This is a genomic window from Priestia sp. D51 (assembly GCF_053345675.1).
Window position 1 is genome coordinate 1 of the sequence record NZ_JBLTIR010000020.1, and the last position, 15,278, is coordinate 15,278.

Consider the following 15,278-nt stretch of genomic DNA (forward strand, 5'->3'; position numbering starts at 1 on the left):
CAATCTCTTGTCTGGTGGCGATAGCGAAGAGGTCACACCCGTTCCCATACCGAACACGGAAGTTAAGCTCTTTAGCGCCAATGGTAGTTGGGACTTTGTCCCTGTGAGAGTAGGACGTTGCCAGGCAATGAATAAGACCCCTTTTTATGCTCTTGTAAAAGAGTCTAGGGGTTTTTTATTTGGCTCATTTGTAAAAAACTTATATACACATTTAATGTTGTGTATGATATTTGGAGGATTAGCTCAGCTGGGAGAGCACCTGCCTTACAAGCAGGGGGTCGGCGGTTCGATCCCGTCATCCTCCACCACAGTGCCGGTGTAGCTCAACTGGTAGAGCAACTGACTTGTAATCAGTAGGTTGGGGGTTCAAGTCCTCTTGCCGGCACCATTTATATCGGAGGGGTAGCGAAGTGGCTAAACGCGGCGGACTGTAAATCCGCTCCTTCGGGTTCGGCAGTTCGAATCTGCCCCCCTCCACCATTTTATTGGGCTATCGCCAAGCGGTAAGGCAACGGATTTTGATTCCGTCATGCGTTGGTTCGAATCCAGCTAGCCCAGCCATAGAGAGCCATTAGCTCAGTTGGTAGAGCATCTGACTTTTAATCAGAGGGTCGAAGGTTCGAGTCCTTCATGGCTCACCAGTTATATTTACACGCGGGTGTGGCGGAATTGGCAGACGCGCTAGACTTAGGATCTAGTGTCTTATGACGTGGGGGTTCAAGTCCCTTCACCCGCATCTTAATTTAGATAAATGCGCGGAAGTAGTTCAGTGGTAGACCCCCACCTTGCCAAGGTGGGGGTCGCGAGTTCGAACCTCGTCTTCCGCTCCATATATATATTGGCGGCATAGCCAAGTGGTAAGGCCAAGGTCTGCAAAACCTTTATCACCGGTTCAAATCCGGTTGCCGCCTCCACGTATAAGTCCTGCCGGGGTGGTGGAATTGGCAGACACACAGGACTTAAAATCCTGCGGTAGGTGACTACCGTGCCGGTTCAAGTCCGGCCCTCGGCACCATTTTAATAAGCGCCCGTAGCTCAATTGGATAGAGCGTTTGACTACGGATCAAAAGGTTAGGGGTTCGACTCCTCTCGGGCGCGCCATAAACGGGAAGTAGCTCAGCTTGGTAGAGCACTTGGTTTGGGACCAAGGGGTCGCAGGTTCGAATCCTGTCTTCCCGACCATTTATGGGGCCTTAGCTCAGCTGGGAGAGCGCCTGCCTTGCACGCAGGAGGTCAGCGGTTCGATCCCGCTAGGCTCCACCATACAGTACACGGAGGAATACCCAAGTCCGGCTGAAGGGATCGGTCTTGAAAACCGACAGGGGTGTTAAAGCCCGCGGGGGTTCGAATCCCTCTTCCTCCGCCATTTTCTATTTTGGTCCCGTGGTGTAGCGGTTAACATGCCTGCCTGTCACGCAGGAGATCGCGGGTTCGATTCCCGTCGGGACCGCCACTTTAAAATATGCGGGTGTAGTTTAGTGGTAAAACCTCAGCCTTCCAAGCTGATGTCGTGAGTTCGATTCTCATCACCCGCTCCAAATCCAAGTAAAGGGCCTATAGCTCAGCTGGTTAGAGCGCACGCCTGATAAGCGTGAGGTCGGTGGTTCGAGTCCACTTAGGCCCATCATGTTTTATAGTAATTGAATTTAACTTATAAATTGATACTGGCCCGTTGGTCAAGCGGTTAAGACACCGCCCTTTCACGGCGGTAACACGGGTTCGAATCCCGTACGGGTCATCAAAAAAGCAGTTTGCATTTGCAAACTGCTTTTTTATTTCTATTAAATAAAATTAGGAGGAGATTGAATAAGAAAAGCGAAATAAGCTGTGGTAGCTTCTGCCGTAGGTTTAGTTATTTAGTTAGCGATTCCATTAGCTCTACCGAATTTAGGAGGTTCTTCTGGATCAGCAGAAGCTGCTGATGTTGAAGGAGACGTAACGGAAAAAGCGTTCTTTGAATCTGCTCAATAGTACAATGTGATGGTACGGGGTCTTTAGAGGATGATTCGAACAAACAGGTGATGACCAAAAAACGGTCAACTTTCATAGACCTTAACCGAATGGACTCTTCTGTAACGAGAAACAATGTTTAAAGATCTCCACCATTTTATGTATTAATAACTTAAAACCTTAAATAAAATATTCTCCTTAATATAAATGCCTTTATAAAAGTTGTGCTAATCTCTTTTCTTAATTGCTGAAAATTTGTATCTAATCCCCCCATTGTGTGTAAAACAAAAGTTAAATTCCTTACAGAGCGTTTCTCTGCACGTTAAAGACATATAATTTAATGTTTTTTATTAATAAATGCTGTAATTAAATAATCTCTGCATAAATTTAGACCTTTCTTCTTATCACATTAATTTAATAGGGAATATAATATCAATTTCCTATGTATTGTTCATGACATAGTTATTTGGCTAATGTTTAAATCACTAAGGAAATACTTCTATACATTTAATAAATATATAAAAGGAAAGTTCGTAAAAGTATACTTTTACGAACTTTCCTTTTATATAAGAAATCTACTGTTTTTATCGTTCGTTTAAGTAAGAAAAGTAATTACGAACGTTCTCTTTATCTAATACACTTTTACGAACGTTTTTGGTAGAATAAAAAGAAGATAGACACAAAAGGGAGTATAAAAATGGAAAATAGAAAATTTGGATATATCCGTGTAAGCAGCCGAGATCAAAATGAAGGACGACAACTTCAGTCCATGGAAGAAGTGGGCATTTCTCCTCGAGATATTTTCATGGATAAACAAAGTGGAAAGAATTTCAATCGAGAACAGTACCAATTACTAAAACGAATGATTCGTAAAGGAGATATTCTTTACATTCATTCACTAGATCGTTTTGGTCGTAACAAAGAAGAAATTTTACAAGAGTGGAATGCTATTACGAAAGAAATTGAGGCAGACATTGTTGTCTTGGATATGCCTTTGCTGGATACGACTCAGTATAAGGATAGTTTGGGAACCTTTATTGCAGATTTGGTTCTTCAAATTTTGTCCTGGATGGCGCAAGAAGAACGAGATCGTATTCGTAAACGCCAGCGAGAAGGAATTAATGCTGCGCTGAAGAGTGGTATATCTTTTGGCCGTCCTAAAGCCCAAGTTAGCCAAGATTTTATTGAGGCTTATAACCGTTGGAAACGAAATGAAATTACAGCCGTACAGGCAATGAAGGAAGCGAATGTAAAAAAGACAACGTTTTATAAATTAGTAAAACAACATGAGGATGCAATGAATATGTAAACTGTTTAAGCTAGTTTATGTTTTACCTTTAGAGCTTTGAAATAAATATTATTCTTTGTGTCAAGTTATCTTTTATTCCACATTCTTCTATATACTAATTTATCTATTAATCTCGTATTAAAACAATGAAAAAAGGAAACACTATTTTTAAAAGAGAAATGATAAAGGGGTTAATCGTTTATGGAAAATAATATATCCAACGAAATGAGTCAAATTGAAAAAAATATATCTGATGAAATATTAGCTGAATTGTTTTTAAGTCAAGTAACGAAACAATTCAAAAGAGGTAAAATTCTTGAAGAGATTGATCAGTCCTTAAAGAATAAAGACAAAGAAGCTTTTTTGCGTTTAACGGATGAACTAAAATTTGTATCTTAGTAAATAATTAGAAATAGGAAGTCATTATATAAACAAACCAGACTGAGTATCTTTCATAAGAGGTTAAGAACACAATTATTATGGTTTAGCTTCAATATAAATGGGATAATGAGCAGGAGAATATATTTCTATTAAGATTAGTAAATAAGCAAGCATGCAGCAGATCATAATTGCTCCTGTTACTAAAGCGCAACGAAGAAATTTCTTCATTATTTTATGTCTTTGAAACTTATTAAAGTTAAGAATGTTACTCATAAAATCCTCCCTTTCCGGATTGATGGAGACATATTGTAAAAAGAAGATAAAACTATCTTCCTTAAAGATCAAAGGAATAGTTTTATCTTTTAATGTAACACGATCATACGTACTAAGAAATAGTAAGTTGTGAGATAAAGGAGATAATATGTTATAAAAAGTAAACTTATACAAATGAAATAATAAATGCAGCTTTTCGCTAGTTATATAAGCTGGCGATTTTTGCATTTTGAGAATGGAAAGTTGCCTAAGGTTACCCTACCTACTCTTAATGTAGTCTTCTTTATTCCTCAAGCTATTGAACGCGAGTTTTTATGGTTTGCAAAGTAGCTATATTATTTTGGACTGTTAAATTTAATTCATAGTATCCTCTCTCGCTGGATATACATGCATAGTCCCCTGAACATCCAGTTACAAAAAACGAGGTATTAGGAAAGTTAGGATTGATTGTAACTGAGTTAGCAAAAAATTTATGTGCATGATGAGTGAAAATCGCTAAAATTTTGTTCCTTACGTTAGAGGGTATAGCATTAAAAAACATGTTTGTCTGCATTTGAGTCATAACATGATCACCATGTATTTCCGTATTTATACCTGGAACTCTCAAAGGCCAATGAAAATCAATAATGTAATAATAGTTAGGATCTAAGTTACTTAGCAAGTTTAAGCTATCCTGGCTAAATACCCCGCCTCGACCATTATCTAACCAAACATGACGCACCAACCCTTGTGTTCCAGGAATAACTCTATAGCCAGTTAAATAACGATTGATGTACTGTCGAAATAAAGCTCTACTGTTATTTCTGTTAGTAGCCTCCCAGTTTCCTATAGAAGATCTGAAGGGAATTGATCCTAAAACATTATTTAAAATATTAGTGAACTGTTGGTAATATGTTTCAGCTACTTGTATTGAAGAAGCACCTAAAGCGTGTACATCATCTCCACCAAATATAATATATCGTTTATTACCATTGTTCACTACTCTTTGCAAAAGGGTATTGAACATACTTTGACTGTTTAAAAAACCTACATGACTATCACCTACAACTGCTAAATTAACTGTAGTAGCTAGTGGGAGTCCTGGTTGATTTTGAACGCAGTCATTTTCTCTTTTACCTTTATCGTTCTTAATTATTTTTACCACCCTTTCTGTCTATTGTTCTTGATATATTATTCATTAGATCAAGGAATGCTTGTACGATGATAAAAATGCTTCTTTATTTAAGAGAAGTAAAATAATAAATATTTTCTTTTTAAGCATGTCCAAACTCTTTTTGATTGGTAGCATATTCTGTTAATATAAATACCTTTTAAAAAAGGGGAACATAACATTGCTAACGAATAGTAAACAAAATTTAGAGAAATCTATTCAAAAAAATCAAGATAAAGAGTTCTTACAATACCTTCCACTACAAATTTATAGAGAAATAGCTTTTGCAGTCCCTATCCCCCAAGGCATCTCTGACTTACCACCAACTATTTTCTTTGATATTTCCAAGCAGTTTACTCCAGACCAGGTACAAAAAATTCAAGACACTATTAAAGGTGTATTATTTAACTGGTCGTTGCATCTAACACAAAAATGGAACAATGGATTTAATAATGGTGTATCACAATTGGCTGATTGCACGAACACATATGCGGTGAAAAACTTACAGCCTTTACGTTATTTTGGTGTTAATGTTACAGACGGAAAACAGGCCACAGATTTAGCTATGGAACAATTGACAGAAGTCATTAAAGACAATGGACTTCGCCGATCCCAAAGAGCTAGGATAGATTGGATATACACCCCTTCTCCTATAACAATACAATTACCACCGACAGTCACTAAGACTCAAACGCCGTTATCTATGATTGTTAATGTATATCAACTCCAACAACCGAATGTAACTGCCGGCCTGCTTATAGGCTCTATGTTTCATGCTTGGCTCCATAGGGGCGGTTACGACGACCCTAAAGTTACAAATTATTTTATTTCTGAATGTCCAATGTGCGTTATGAGAAGTTATCAACCCAAAAAGCCCGATGTACCCGATAGTTTGTTCTATAAATATTTTAATTAAATCAACTAGTTTAAAAGTAGTGCATGATATATACAAAACGAAAGATTATAAACCAAACTATTAGCACTTAAAGAATGTTTAAAAAGGATTTTTTCCTATAATTTCACTTTTGTATTTAATATTTTTTACAACTAGTACAATTCAACTCACTATTTAATATAGTAGGTCATAAAAAAGGAGAATTCTGTTGAACCTAAAAGAAATTAAGGGATAATACGATGTAATTGTTAGCTTAGGCAGTGCTTGTAATCCTGCAATGGAATTAAAACGCTTAAATTTAAGGACATTCTCTGGACCACTAGACTGGAGTGTATCTCTATCACTTTCTGATGTTAATAGGTTACTGAAAAATAAATTCAGCAATTTTATGGAACTTGAAAACATGTAACTAACTGATGGAGCGTTTGCATTTGTCGATGATGGGGTCTTAATTGAAGGGGTGCAATCTTATTTAATAGAGGATACTCATTATAATATTATTTCAGTCCACGATTTCCCAATCATTCCACATCAACATTGGAGTGCCACATACACCTCCTATAAAGAAAAACTTACAAATCGAATTAATCGTTTTATAGAAAAAATCACAACCTCTGAATCTGTTTTATTTATTAGATGGGCTGCTACCTATGAGCAATCTTTAGAATTACAAGCAATTTTAGAATAGATTGTTAAAGGTAATTTTAATATTCTTATTCTATGCCCTGAAGAAGGATTCAAGGGTGTAAGTGAAATTAATTGGGGAATTGATAAAGTATGTGCAGTCAAAGTACCGAGACTCCCTAATGACCTGGAAACATAGAATTATGTTTTAGAAGGTATAACATTAAGTTCTAGAAAACAATAAAATGAAAGCATAAGAAGAGTTTCAAAATAAGAGAAGCAACCTCATACCTAATGGCATTGGAGAGAGGTTGCTTTTTTATGATTCACACTCGTCGAAGAATGAATAACACAGCAAGTAAATAATAATGTTATTTTTACATAATGTAACATAAAAAAATAATATTACAATAAATACTGTGTTTTTAAGTATGAGCATATGTATAAAAAATGTGCTTTTTATACATTCGGCTTTTATTCACCTCAAGATAAAACGCTGATGTATCAAGGATGTATAAAAAGCTGCATAATTCATGAAGAGTGCCTCTTGAAGAACCCTTACCTACCAAGGGTTCTCTTTTTCGATGTGTTCCGGAAAGAGGTATTATGTAAACTTCTGTTGTATATAGTATTCATAGAAAAATAGTGTTAAATTATATGCTTTAGGTGGAGGGTACTCTTGTTGAAGTTTATAGAAAAAGGCTTTTTATATGGATTTATTTTAGGTATATCATTAGGGCTTTTTACGGTTCCTTATAAAGAGGTTATTGTAGGAGATCTGGAAGAAACAAATTACTTTGATTTAAGTGATTTTATAATTCCTCTGCTTAGAGTGGGAGTTGTTGTAGCCTTAATTGGAGCAGCAATAGGTTTTTTTCTTTATAAACGTAACAAAAAGAGCTTGGACTAATAAGTTCAAGCTCTTTTTGTGCCGGTAATCTGGATTATGGTAACTAACATTAATAAGTAAGGCTATTTATGTTAGAGTGTACATAGAAACATGTATGAGTTTGGAGGCAGAGTCGTGAAACGTGCAATAGGGATATTTCTTATTGCTCAAGCTTTATTAACGTACTTAACTATTAAGATGATGTATACTCCGTTTATCGTTAAAACATTACATAGAGATACTGGGGTTATGACAGTTTCATATAGTTACCCTTTAATGTACTGGTTAATTTGTATAGCTTCGGGCATTATGCTTTTAGTGGGAACGTATCTAGTTTTCGCTAAAGAAAGAAAACAGATCTTTAATTAAAGGTCTGTTTTTTTATTTCTACCGATAACACGTTTTATGTTAACTAAGGCTGTATACCATATACAGCTTGAAAACAGAAAAAACTACTAGCCCATTTGAACTGAACCCAAAAAGTTAGACACGTTATTTAGGCAGCTAATGAGGATTGAATTCTGTATTCTACAGGGGTCAATCCTTTTAATTTTTCTTTTATTCGTAGATGGTTGTAATAGAGGATATAGGCCTCTAATTCCTGTTTGAACTGTTCTATACTTTCAAATTCTTGTAGATAGAGTAACTCTGATTTTAATAGACCAAAGAAGTTTTCAATAACCGCATTATCTAAACAGTTACCCTTACGGGACATGCTTTGAGTAATGTTATTTTCCTTCAATAAATGCTGATATTTGGTCATTTGGTAGTGCCATCCTTGATCAGAATGAAGAATAGGGCAGTCTCCCTCATTTAAACAGTCAAATGCTTTATGTAACATCGTAGTGACCAGTGAAAATACAGGTCTCTTGTCGATATGGTAGGAGATAATTTCCCCATTAAAAAGGTCCAAAATAGGTGATAAGTAAAGCTTCTCTCCGAATAGGTGAAACTCTGTGATATCGGTTACCCATTTTTCATTTGGTTTAGATGCTTTAAAATCACGTTTAAGGATATTTGGAGCGATTCTTCCTGTTCTCCCACGATAAGAACGATACTTTTTGAGCCGAACGAGGCACTTTAAGCCTAGCTCTTTCATCAATCGACAGACCGTCTTATGATTAATAAGATAGCCTAGACGGTGTAATTCTAGCGTAATACGACGATAACCATACCTCCCTTTGTGTTTATGAAAGATATGATGAATGGTTTCTTTAACTTCTTTATACTTGTCAGGGCGCTTAAAGGCTTTTATCCAATAATAATACGTACTACGAGCGATTCTAGCTACTTTGATAAGGTCGACGACCTTATACTCATGCCTTAATTCAAACACTACTTGGGCTTTTTCTCGCTCTTTAATTCCCTTAATGTTTGTACTAAGGCGTTCAACTTTTTTAAGTACGCATTTTCCATTCGTAAATATTCAAGTTCCTTTACTAGCTCTTCATTTGTTTTCTGTGAATCATTATTTTTAATCGAATTCTTCTTCACTTTTGGCGGCCTCCTGGTCTTGGCATACAGACCGTCCATGCCCTGTTCTTCAAAGATCCTTCTCCATTTTATAACCGTTGAATATGAAGGGATATTAAATACAGAAGATGCTTCACGAATAGACGCTCCCGTTTTTTCAATATACGTTAATACGTCCATTTTAAACTCGGCAGAGTACTTTGTATACGTTGATTCTAAACCTTCTTTCCCATGTTTTTTAAATAATGCCACCCATTGAATAACATCTGATGTATTCGCACCATATAACTCAGCTGTTTCTTTATATGAATATTGCTTATTGATGTAGAAATCTACAGCTTTTAACTTTGTTTCAAGTGTGTGTTTTGACATAAAAAACTGCACCTCCAATTATTAGTTTTTGTCTAACAAGTGGGGTGCAGTTCAATTAAGGACCAATAGTTTTTTCATGACATAAGTTAGTTGTGATGTTTTTATACATCTTGTGTAGTTTGCTCTATGTAAATAAATGCATTCACAGAAAGTAGTCTCTGTGAATGCATTTATTTACATAGGAATGATTTTATCTTTTATGATCAAAAACCGTATGATTAGTAAAGTGAGCTTAACTAATCATACGATTTGTATTATTTATATTTGATGAACGGATTATTTTTCTTTTTACAAAGTACATTATAAAAAAGAAAAATGAAAATATGATGAAAATACAATGAGTTATATAAATTTAAAAAATAAAAAAATCAAACATGTGTCAACTAGAATTTGAATTATACTTAGAAAAAAACTCCCCATGTGGTAGGGAGTTTTTTTCTAAGTATCGAGATATTGCGTTGAAATTGATACTTCAGGTATCTTCAACAGTTTGTTCAAAATTCGTAAAAGGTATACGAACTTTAAATAGTAAATCTGTATTTATTAAAGGGTATGAAATGCTTCAATGTATACTATCGGAGCTAATATAAAAAATGTTCAAGGTCTAAACTAGTAGTCAAATTAGAATATCTCATAGATACAAAAAAGGGTATAAGAACAATTGTATTTTTCTTATCTGTAGCACAACATTTAAGAGAACAAAACTTACTTGTAGCTCGTATTGGTTTATATTCTTTTCTACAAATTTTACATTTTTTAATTGAATGTTTGATATATGCTTTTCCTTTACACTTCTGAGAACAATATTTTGCATTTTTATTATAGCTTTTAAATTCAGAATCGCAAATCTGACAAAAAAACTGACCCAACTTACTAATCACTCCTACTAAATATTACTGATTTCAGCTGTTCGACTATACGAGATGAATTTTAAAGCTTGTTGCTAATGAAGTCCATTATGATAACTAGGTTTTTATGTGATATGCCCTCAAAAAATAGAAAAAACCCCTGGTGCCTGTTCAGGAGTTTTTTCATGGATTATGCTAGGCAAGATGATGATATGAATCATCATGAGTAGTTTGTTTAAACGAATGAATTTTATGCCATAAGTAATTCATAAAAAAAGAAAGCTGCCAGGGAGGGTAGCTTTCTTTTTCATAAGGTTGCAGTGGAAGGCGCCCTTTAGTAGGCATCATGAATAGTTTGCTCAAAGTGTTTTTCGATATTCAAGTTGTTTATTTTTATATTTCTTTATAATTTTGAGTCTTTTTACTTTTTCATTCCTCTATACGTACAGGGTTATAACCATAAACATTAGCAAGATCAGTGTAGATAGAGAATATTAAAACGCTAATCCAAATTGCTCCGCCGATTAAAAAGAACAGATATTTAAATAGATTTTTCATATTTTGATTCCTTTCAACAAAAGAAAAAATCACTTATTTCTTCAAGTGATTTTTTCTTTTTTAATGCGCATTCATGGATACTAAAAGCTTCTTCTTTTTTTAATTTGCATCGAATATGTTTTTCAATTCATCTAAAACAGAAACAACACTTGGTCTCATAAGACCAAGTGTTGTTTCTGTTTTATTCTGTAAGGTTGTTGAGTCCTCTTTTTAAATACTATGTTTATTTTGGATAGAGCATAACTTTTTACTTAATCTTACCTAAAAAAAACCATCCAATAGTCTTGTTTCCTTTAGGTACACGTGCCTTATATCCCGCATATCTTGTTAATGTGACACGAATATTTCATTAAATTGGTACGCTCCTTAGACATGTCCCTATTGGTCAGAGTATTGTTTAATGGGAAAATTTCATTCTTAAAAAAGCTCAAAGGTTCTTTGAGCTTTTTTATCTATGGTTCTATATTTGAGTATTTCTTTTAGCAGGAGATAGTATTTTGTGTTTAAATACTAGCACTATATTTTTAGAACAAAAGCTAAATAATAATACCGGAGCAGCTAGTTTTAGCTAGTTAAATGAAAGTGATAGTATAATGCTAGCTTTTTAAAAGATAGTACAAGCACTAGCAAAATAGATGTAATTAAATTGTTACTCCATCATTCAAAAGAACGTTCAAAATGAGTGTATTGAAGTTGTTAATTTGATGATTTACTTATCTTGAATAGTTTACTCAAGGCACAAATACATATAAATAAAACAACAATAAATTTATATTTAAAAACAAAAATTTATTGTTAAACAATAAATTAGATGTTATAGTTTATTTGAAAACAAACATGTGAGGTGTATTTTATGAAAAAAGGTTCATCATTATTTCTAAAAATTGCAGTTTTACTAATAAGTATTCCAGTTTTTGCTTTATGTATATTTGGTATTATCCACTTAGCAAACAATCCGGCTAATCCCGAATATGCATACCTACTATACCCTGGTGTATCTATTATGTACGTATCTGCAATACCATTTTTTATCGCGCTGTATCAAGCTTTTAAACTTTTAACTTATATCGATAAAAACCAGGCGTTCTCTCAAATCTCAGTAGATGTTTTGAAGAAAATAAAATACTGTGCGAGTACAATTAGTATTTTATATGTAATTATGTTCCCTTTTGTCTTCCTTATGGCTGACAAAGATGATGCTCCAGGCCTTATAGTATTTGGTATGATTCCTATTTTTGCTTCTATGGTAATCGCAGTGTTTGCTGCTGTCCTCCAAAAACTTTTAAAAGAAGCAATTGATATAAAATCAGAAAATGACTTAACGGTCTGAGGTGATTAAAATGGCCATTATTATTAATATTGATGTCATGCTAGCTAAAAGAAAAATGAGTGTAACAGAACTTGCAGAAAGAGTTGGAATAACCATATCTAACCTTTCTATATTGAAAAATGGAAAAGCAAAAGCAGTTAGATTTTCAACACTTGAAGAAATTTGTAAAGCATTGGATTGCCAACCAGGAGATATTTTAGAATATCAAGCAAATGAGGAAAGAGAGGATTAATATATTTTCCTCATACTTCGTTTTATTTCAGATCAAAAAACAAAAAAGCTATCCTAAGGGGGACGGGACTGACCCCTGTTTTTGAGACAGGGATCAAAACACCTTTCAAACGACCAGTTGCCGATATTGTACAGGTGACTGGTTGTTTAGTTTTGTTTGAATACGGGCATTGTTATAATAAGTAATATAGTTTTTGACGGTTTGCTCTACGATGGTGGTCGTAGTGTATGTCAACTCGTCAAGGTAGAACGTTTCAGACTTTAGCGAGGAATGAAACGATTCGAAAGAGGCATTATCTGCGGGAGTCCCTTTGCGGGACATACTCATGGTAATGCCTCTTTCGTTGATTTTTTGTTGATAAGCATACGATGTGTACACGGAACCTTGATCGCTATGCAGCGTGCATCCTTCAGGCAAAGAAGGAAGTTGACTTAACGTATCTAGAACAAACGCTACGTTTTGACAATCACCAATGGAATACGCGATGATTTCTCCGTTAAATAAATCCTGAATACTTGAAAGATACAACTGTTTAGGCTCAAAAGGCAAGTAGGTAATATCCGTCACTAGTTTTTGAAGAGGACGATCAGCTCGAAAGTCACGATTTAATACATTCTCTGCAACCTGATAAGGTTGCCCTGTTCGCTGACGTTTCTTCCGTTTTACGCGACATTGCCAACCATACTTCTGCATGGCACGCTGCACAAACTTATGATTCATCTTCATCGTTCGATTGAGTAATGCTATAATCTTTCGATAGCCATATCGAAACTTGTGTTTATGACATTGTTCACCAACTTGTTGTTCCATCCATTTCTTTAATGTATCCCGTTTTGTATGTTGCTTCCAACGATAGTAAGTGGATTGAGGGATATTAAGATGTAAACAGATTTGATAAATAGGCACCTGACCTTTTAGCTCTTCTACTGTGTTCACTACGATTTCTGGTACCACTTCCTTTCCAATTCCTTGTACTTTTTTAAGATCTCAATCTGTTGCTTTAACTGCCGGTTCTCTGCCTCTAACTTAGACGTCTCGCTCTTAAATTCAGGACCTTTTCCATATGAATATTGCTTGCCTACAGGCTGTTCAAATCGATGCATTTCTCCATTTTTATACCATGTCATCCACGTTTTTAATTGGGTATGATTACGAATATTCAGCTGTGATAATACTTCTTTTACAGGTATACCAGCTAATCTCATTTCAATCGCTTTTAATTTTATTTCTACCGGATAACTGACTCTTGTCCCCATAGAAAAAACACCTCCAAGTTATTGTTAGGTACTACATACCCGTTTTTTAACTTAAAGGTGTTTTTTATTTGTCTCACTCTAGGGGGTCAGTCCCGGTCAGTCCCTTCAAAATCAAAGCTTTTTTTGGTATCTAGAATGTTGATTATGTTAACTATGGGTATAATTATAAAATTAAATTATTGTTTTGCAGAGGGGAACCTAGCTCCAGCAAAGTATATTCTGTTGTCTGCTCTAATTCTACCTGGAGTAGTACTAAAACAACTAACAACTAAAACTTCTACTCTATCTCCAGCATTTAATTGAAGTATGTCATTGATCTCTATGACACCATCAAAACGACTAGATGCCCCAAGAAACTCAACCTCAGCATCTAATAATAAACCATTTACTTAAAAAAATAATTCTACTTCATAATCAATATTTGGATTATCTGGCTGAAAGAAGATTGATGCATTAAACGCGTATACACCATTAAACTCAGGTATAAATGTTGAAGTAGCTGCATTATATTCATTATTACCTATATCAAATTGTTCATTTGGAAATGTAACTTTTACAAAAGTATCAGCTTGAGAAATAGGAATAGTAGTATTAGGATTAGTGGCTCTGAATGCTGAGGGACTTACAAGGTCCTCAGCATTAGCAAAAAGTAAAGCATTCATGCCTTTAAACGTTGAGAAATTAACCTTTTTGTTGGTTTTTCTATATAATTTATTCTCTAATAAAAATAATGTTTGTATACTTGTAATGTTATAGGACAAGTATCTTGAAACAAATGAACTTTATTTAATTCAATATATGCTAGTATCTATACAAGGTACTAGTAAGATTTTCAAGAAAACCATTTGAAAATCTCTACTCTTTAACAATAACGATCTTAAATTCCTATTAAGATTATTGAAATATTCTACTCATGCTAGCTTTTTGACACTGTAACGGATTAATAGTTGGAGTACTGTTAGGGAGTATAGGAGCCATGAGATTACCTGTAAGGTTACTGTGGGCTGTATCAATATTTCCTGCAGAATCAATAAAAGGACCCGTAGGATCTATAGATTCAAACATGAATACATTATTAACAGGTTGGTTATTAAGGTGAGTAAATAAAGCATGTCCTGCTTCATGTGCAAATGCAAAAGGAGCACTCAAAGCTCTGTTACTCAATGCAATGGATCCAAAGAGTGTAAATTGAGGTACACCGTTTTCAACTCTAAAATTCTCAATTATTACCCCACCAACACCTATAGGTCGACTATTACCTGAAGGAGATGCAAAATCATTGCCACTTGTGTAAACAACGTATATGCCAGGTTGATTCCCATTCATTTGTTTAACTTGATTGATGAGATTCTCAACAGGTCCTCTAAATGCTTCATTAGTACTTAAATCGGTCGCATCTATTACTGTATTTACTTCGATTATAGGTTGTGAAATAAAGTTTATATTACATTCACCTCCACTATTCCATATCTGATTAGCTGAGGAAATGTCTCGATTAAATCTATTTTGCCGGCCATTACTATCACTGGGGGCAGAACCGGGAGTAAAGATACCATAAACATTAACCGAAGGATCACCCTGAGATTGGACTGAGTAACTATAGTTATATCTGTATTTTCTCTTTCTTGATTTTTTCAATTAATGCACTTCCTTTTATATAATTAGTACAAGTTATGTAATTGCTAATAATTTGCTTGTATGCTTGTCCAATGACAGCACGATTATTTTATTGACTTTGGAAATTATATCCTTTAAAATT

Annotated in this window: 12 protein-coding genes, 17 tRNA genes, 1 rRNA gene and 1 pseudogene; 26 read left to right on the forward strand and 5 right to left on the reverse strand. The window is 34.7% G+C overall.

The annotated features are described in order from the left end of the window. Positions 1-10: 10 nt before the first annotated feature. The 20 genes from rrf to ACNHOZ_RS28175 all read left to right on the forward strand — a co-directional run bounded on the left by rrf (position 11) and on the right by ACNHOZ_RS28175 (position 3,637). Positions 11-126 (forward strand): 5S ribosomal RNA (rrf, locus tag ACNHOZ_RS28080). Positions 127-232: 106 nt separating this feature from the next. Then, positions 233-308: transfer RNA gene (locus ACNHOZ_RS28085), tRNA-Val, on the forward strand. A gap of 4 nt (positions 309-312) precedes the next feature. Further along, a tRNA-Thr gene (locus ACNHOZ_RS28090) sits at positions 313-388 on the forward strand. Between the two features lie 8 nt (positions 389-396). After that, positions 397-480 (forward strand) — tRNA-Tyr (locus tag ACNHOZ_RS28095). A 6-nt stretch (positions 481-486) separates the two neighbouring features. Beyond that, positions 487-561: transfer RNA gene (locus ACNHOZ_RS28100), tRNA-Gln, on the forward strand. Between the two features lie 4 nt (positions 562-565). Continuing rightward, positions 566-641 (forward strand) — tRNA-Lys (locus ACNHOZ_RS28105). 13 nt (positions 642-654) lie between these two features. Continuing rightward, positions 655-736: transfer RNA gene (locus ACNHOZ_RS28110), tRNA-Leu, on the forward strand. A gap of 19 nt (positions 737-755) precedes the next feature. After that, positions 756-830: transfer RNA gene (locus tag ACNHOZ_RS28115), tRNA-Gly, on the forward strand. 10 nt (positions 831-840) lie between these two features. Then, positions 841-914: transfer RNA gene (locus ACNHOZ_RS28120), tRNA-Cys, on the forward strand. Positions 915-926: 12 nt separating this feature from the next. Then, a tRNA-Leu gene (locus tag ACNHOZ_RS28125) sits at positions 927-1,015 on the forward strand. 9 nt (positions 1,016-1,024) lie between these two features. Further along, positions 1,025-1,101, forward strand: a tRNA-Arg gene (locus ACNHOZ_RS28130). Positions 1,102-1,105: 4 nt separating this feature from the next. Beyond that, positions 1,106-1,182 (forward strand) — tRNA-Pro (locus tag ACNHOZ_RS28135). A 5-nt stretch (positions 1,183-1,187) separates the two neighbouring features. Then, a tRNA-Ala gene (locus ACNHOZ_RS28140) sits at positions 1,188-1,263 on the forward strand. Between the two features lie 10 nt (positions 1,264-1,273). Further along, positions 1,274-1,366: transfer RNA gene (locus ACNHOZ_RS28145), tRNA-Ser, on the forward strand. A gap of 11 nt (positions 1,367-1,377) precedes the next feature. Next, positions 1,378-1,453 (forward strand) — tRNA-Asp (locus ACNHOZ_RS28150). A gap of 11 nt (positions 1,454-1,464) precedes the next feature. Continuing rightward, positions 1,465-1,538, forward strand: a tRNA-Gly gene (locus ACNHOZ_RS28155). A gap of 12 nt (positions 1,539-1,550) precedes the next feature. Then, positions 1,551-1,624 (forward strand) — tRNA-Ile (locus ACNHOZ_RS28160). 42 nt (positions 1,625-1,666) lie between these two features. Further along, positions 1,667-1,738 (forward strand) — tRNA-Glu (locus tag ACNHOZ_RS28165). Between the two features lie 909 nt (positions 1,739-2,647). Then, the gene (locus tag ACNHOZ_RS28170) at positions 2,648-3,259 is read left to right on the forward strand and encodes a recombinase family protein (protein WP_014462076.1); all 612 of its coding nucleotides are present in this window, start codon (positions 2,648-2,650) and stop codon (positions 3,257-3,259) included. Positions 3,260-3,439: 180 nt separating this feature from the next. After that, entirely contained in the window at positions 3,440-3,637 is a 198-nt protein-coding gene (locus ACNHOZ_RS28175; RefSeq protein ID WP_014462077.1) for an IDEAL domain-containing protein, read from the forward strand. Between the two features lie 550 nt (positions 3,638-4,187). Here ACNHOZ_RS28175 and ACNHOZ_RS28180 read toward each other — a convergent pair. Further along, positions 4,188-5,036: a hypothetical protein gene (locus ACNHOZ_RS28180; protein ID WP_342837854.1), complete on the reverse strand. Its 849-nt coding sequence runs from the start codon at positions 5,034-5,036 to the stop codon at positions 4,188-4,190. Between the two features lie 187 nt (positions 5,037-5,223). Here ACNHOZ_RS28180 and ACNHOZ_RS28185 point away from each other — a divergent pair, with 187 nt between their 5' ends. From ACNHOZ_RS28185 to ACNHOZ_RS28200, 4 genes and pseudogenes are all read left to right on the forward strand, one after another. Further along, a complete protein-coding gene (locus ACNHOZ_RS28185; RefSeq protein WP_098113506.1) occupies positions 5,224-5,958 on the forward strand; it encodes a hypothetical protein in 735 nt (244 codons plus the stop codon). Between the two features lie 223 nt (positions 5,959-6,181). Further along, a pseudogene (locus ACNHOZ_RS28190) lies at positions 6,182-6,625 on the forward strand (DUF1796 family putative cysteine peptidase). 618 nt (positions 6,626-7,243) lie between these two features. Then, a complete protein-coding gene (locus ACNHOZ_RS28195) occupies positions 7,244-7,471 on the forward strand; it encodes a hypothetical protein (RefSeq protein WP_447697427.1) in 228 nt (75 codons plus the stop codon). Between the two features lie 114 nt (positions 7,472-7,585). Further along, the gene (locus ACNHOZ_RS28200) at positions 7,586-7,819 is read left to right on the forward strand and encodes a hypothetical protein (protein ID WP_034266402.1); all 234 of its coding nucleotides are present in this window, start codon (positions 7,586-7,588) and stop codon (positions 7,817-7,819) included. A gap of 127 nt (positions 7,820-7,946) precedes the next feature. Here ACNHOZ_RS28200 and ACNHOZ_RS28205 read toward each other — a convergent pair. After that, positions 7,947-9,295, reverse strand: a protein-coding gene (locus ACNHOZ_RS28205) for an IS3 family transposase (RefSeq protein WP_087947471.1) whose coding sequence is annotated in 2 segments (ribosomal slippage) — positions 7,947-8,851 and positions 8,851-9,295 — 1,350 coding nt in all. Because the reading frame shifts where the segments join, the coding sequence is not laid out codon by codon here. Between the two features lie 2,259 nt (positions 9,296-11,554). On the opposite strand from ACNHOZ_RS28205, the gene ACNHOZ_RS28210 reads away from it, so the two are divergent. Together ACNHOZ_RS28210 and ACNHOZ_RS28215 are read left to right on the forward strand one after the other, a co-directional pair. Next, complete coding sequence (locus ACNHOZ_RS28210; protein WP_342837858.1) at positions 11,555-12,031, forward strand: DUF2975 domain-containing protein; 477 nt, start codon at positions 11,555-11,557, stop codon at positions 12,029-12,031. A 10-nt stretch (positions 12,032-12,041) separates the two neighbouring features. Next, positions 12,042-12,263 carry a helix-turn-helix domain-containing protein gene (locus tag ACNHOZ_RS28215; protein ID WP_098113951.1) on the forward strand — a complete coding sequence of 74 codons (222 nt, stop codon included), beginning with the start codon at positions 12,042-12,044 and terminating at the stop codon, positions 12,261-12,263. A gap of 105 nt (positions 12,264-12,368) precedes the next feature. On the opposite strand, the gene ACNHOZ_RS28220 is transcribed toward ACNHOZ_RS28215, so the two are convergent. The 3 genes from ACNHOZ_RS28220 to ACNHOZ_RS28230 form a co-directional block, all read right to left on the reverse strand. After that, positions 12,369-13,519 (reverse strand): IS3 family transposase gene (locus ACNHOZ_RS28220; protein ID WP_447697428.1). Its coding sequence is split into 2 segments (ribosomal slippage): positions 12,369-13,249 and positions 13,249-13,519, totalling 1,152 coding nucleotides; the frame shifts between segments, so codons are not numbered across the junction. A 389-nt stretch (positions 13,520-13,908) separates the two neighbouring features. Next, on the reverse strand, positions 13,909-14,181 hold the full coding sequence (locus ACNHOZ_RS28225) for a hypothetical protein (protein ID WP_447697429.1): 273 nt from the start codon (positions 14,179-14,181) through the stop codon (positions 13,909-13,911). Positions 14,182-14,413: 232 nt separating this feature from the next. Beyond that, complete coding sequence (locus ACNHOZ_RS28230) at positions 14,414-15,157, reverse strand: hypothetical protein (protein WP_176521467.1); 744 nt, start codon at positions 15,155-15,157, stop codon at positions 14,414-14,416. Positions 15,158-15,278: the final 121 nt, after the last annotated feature.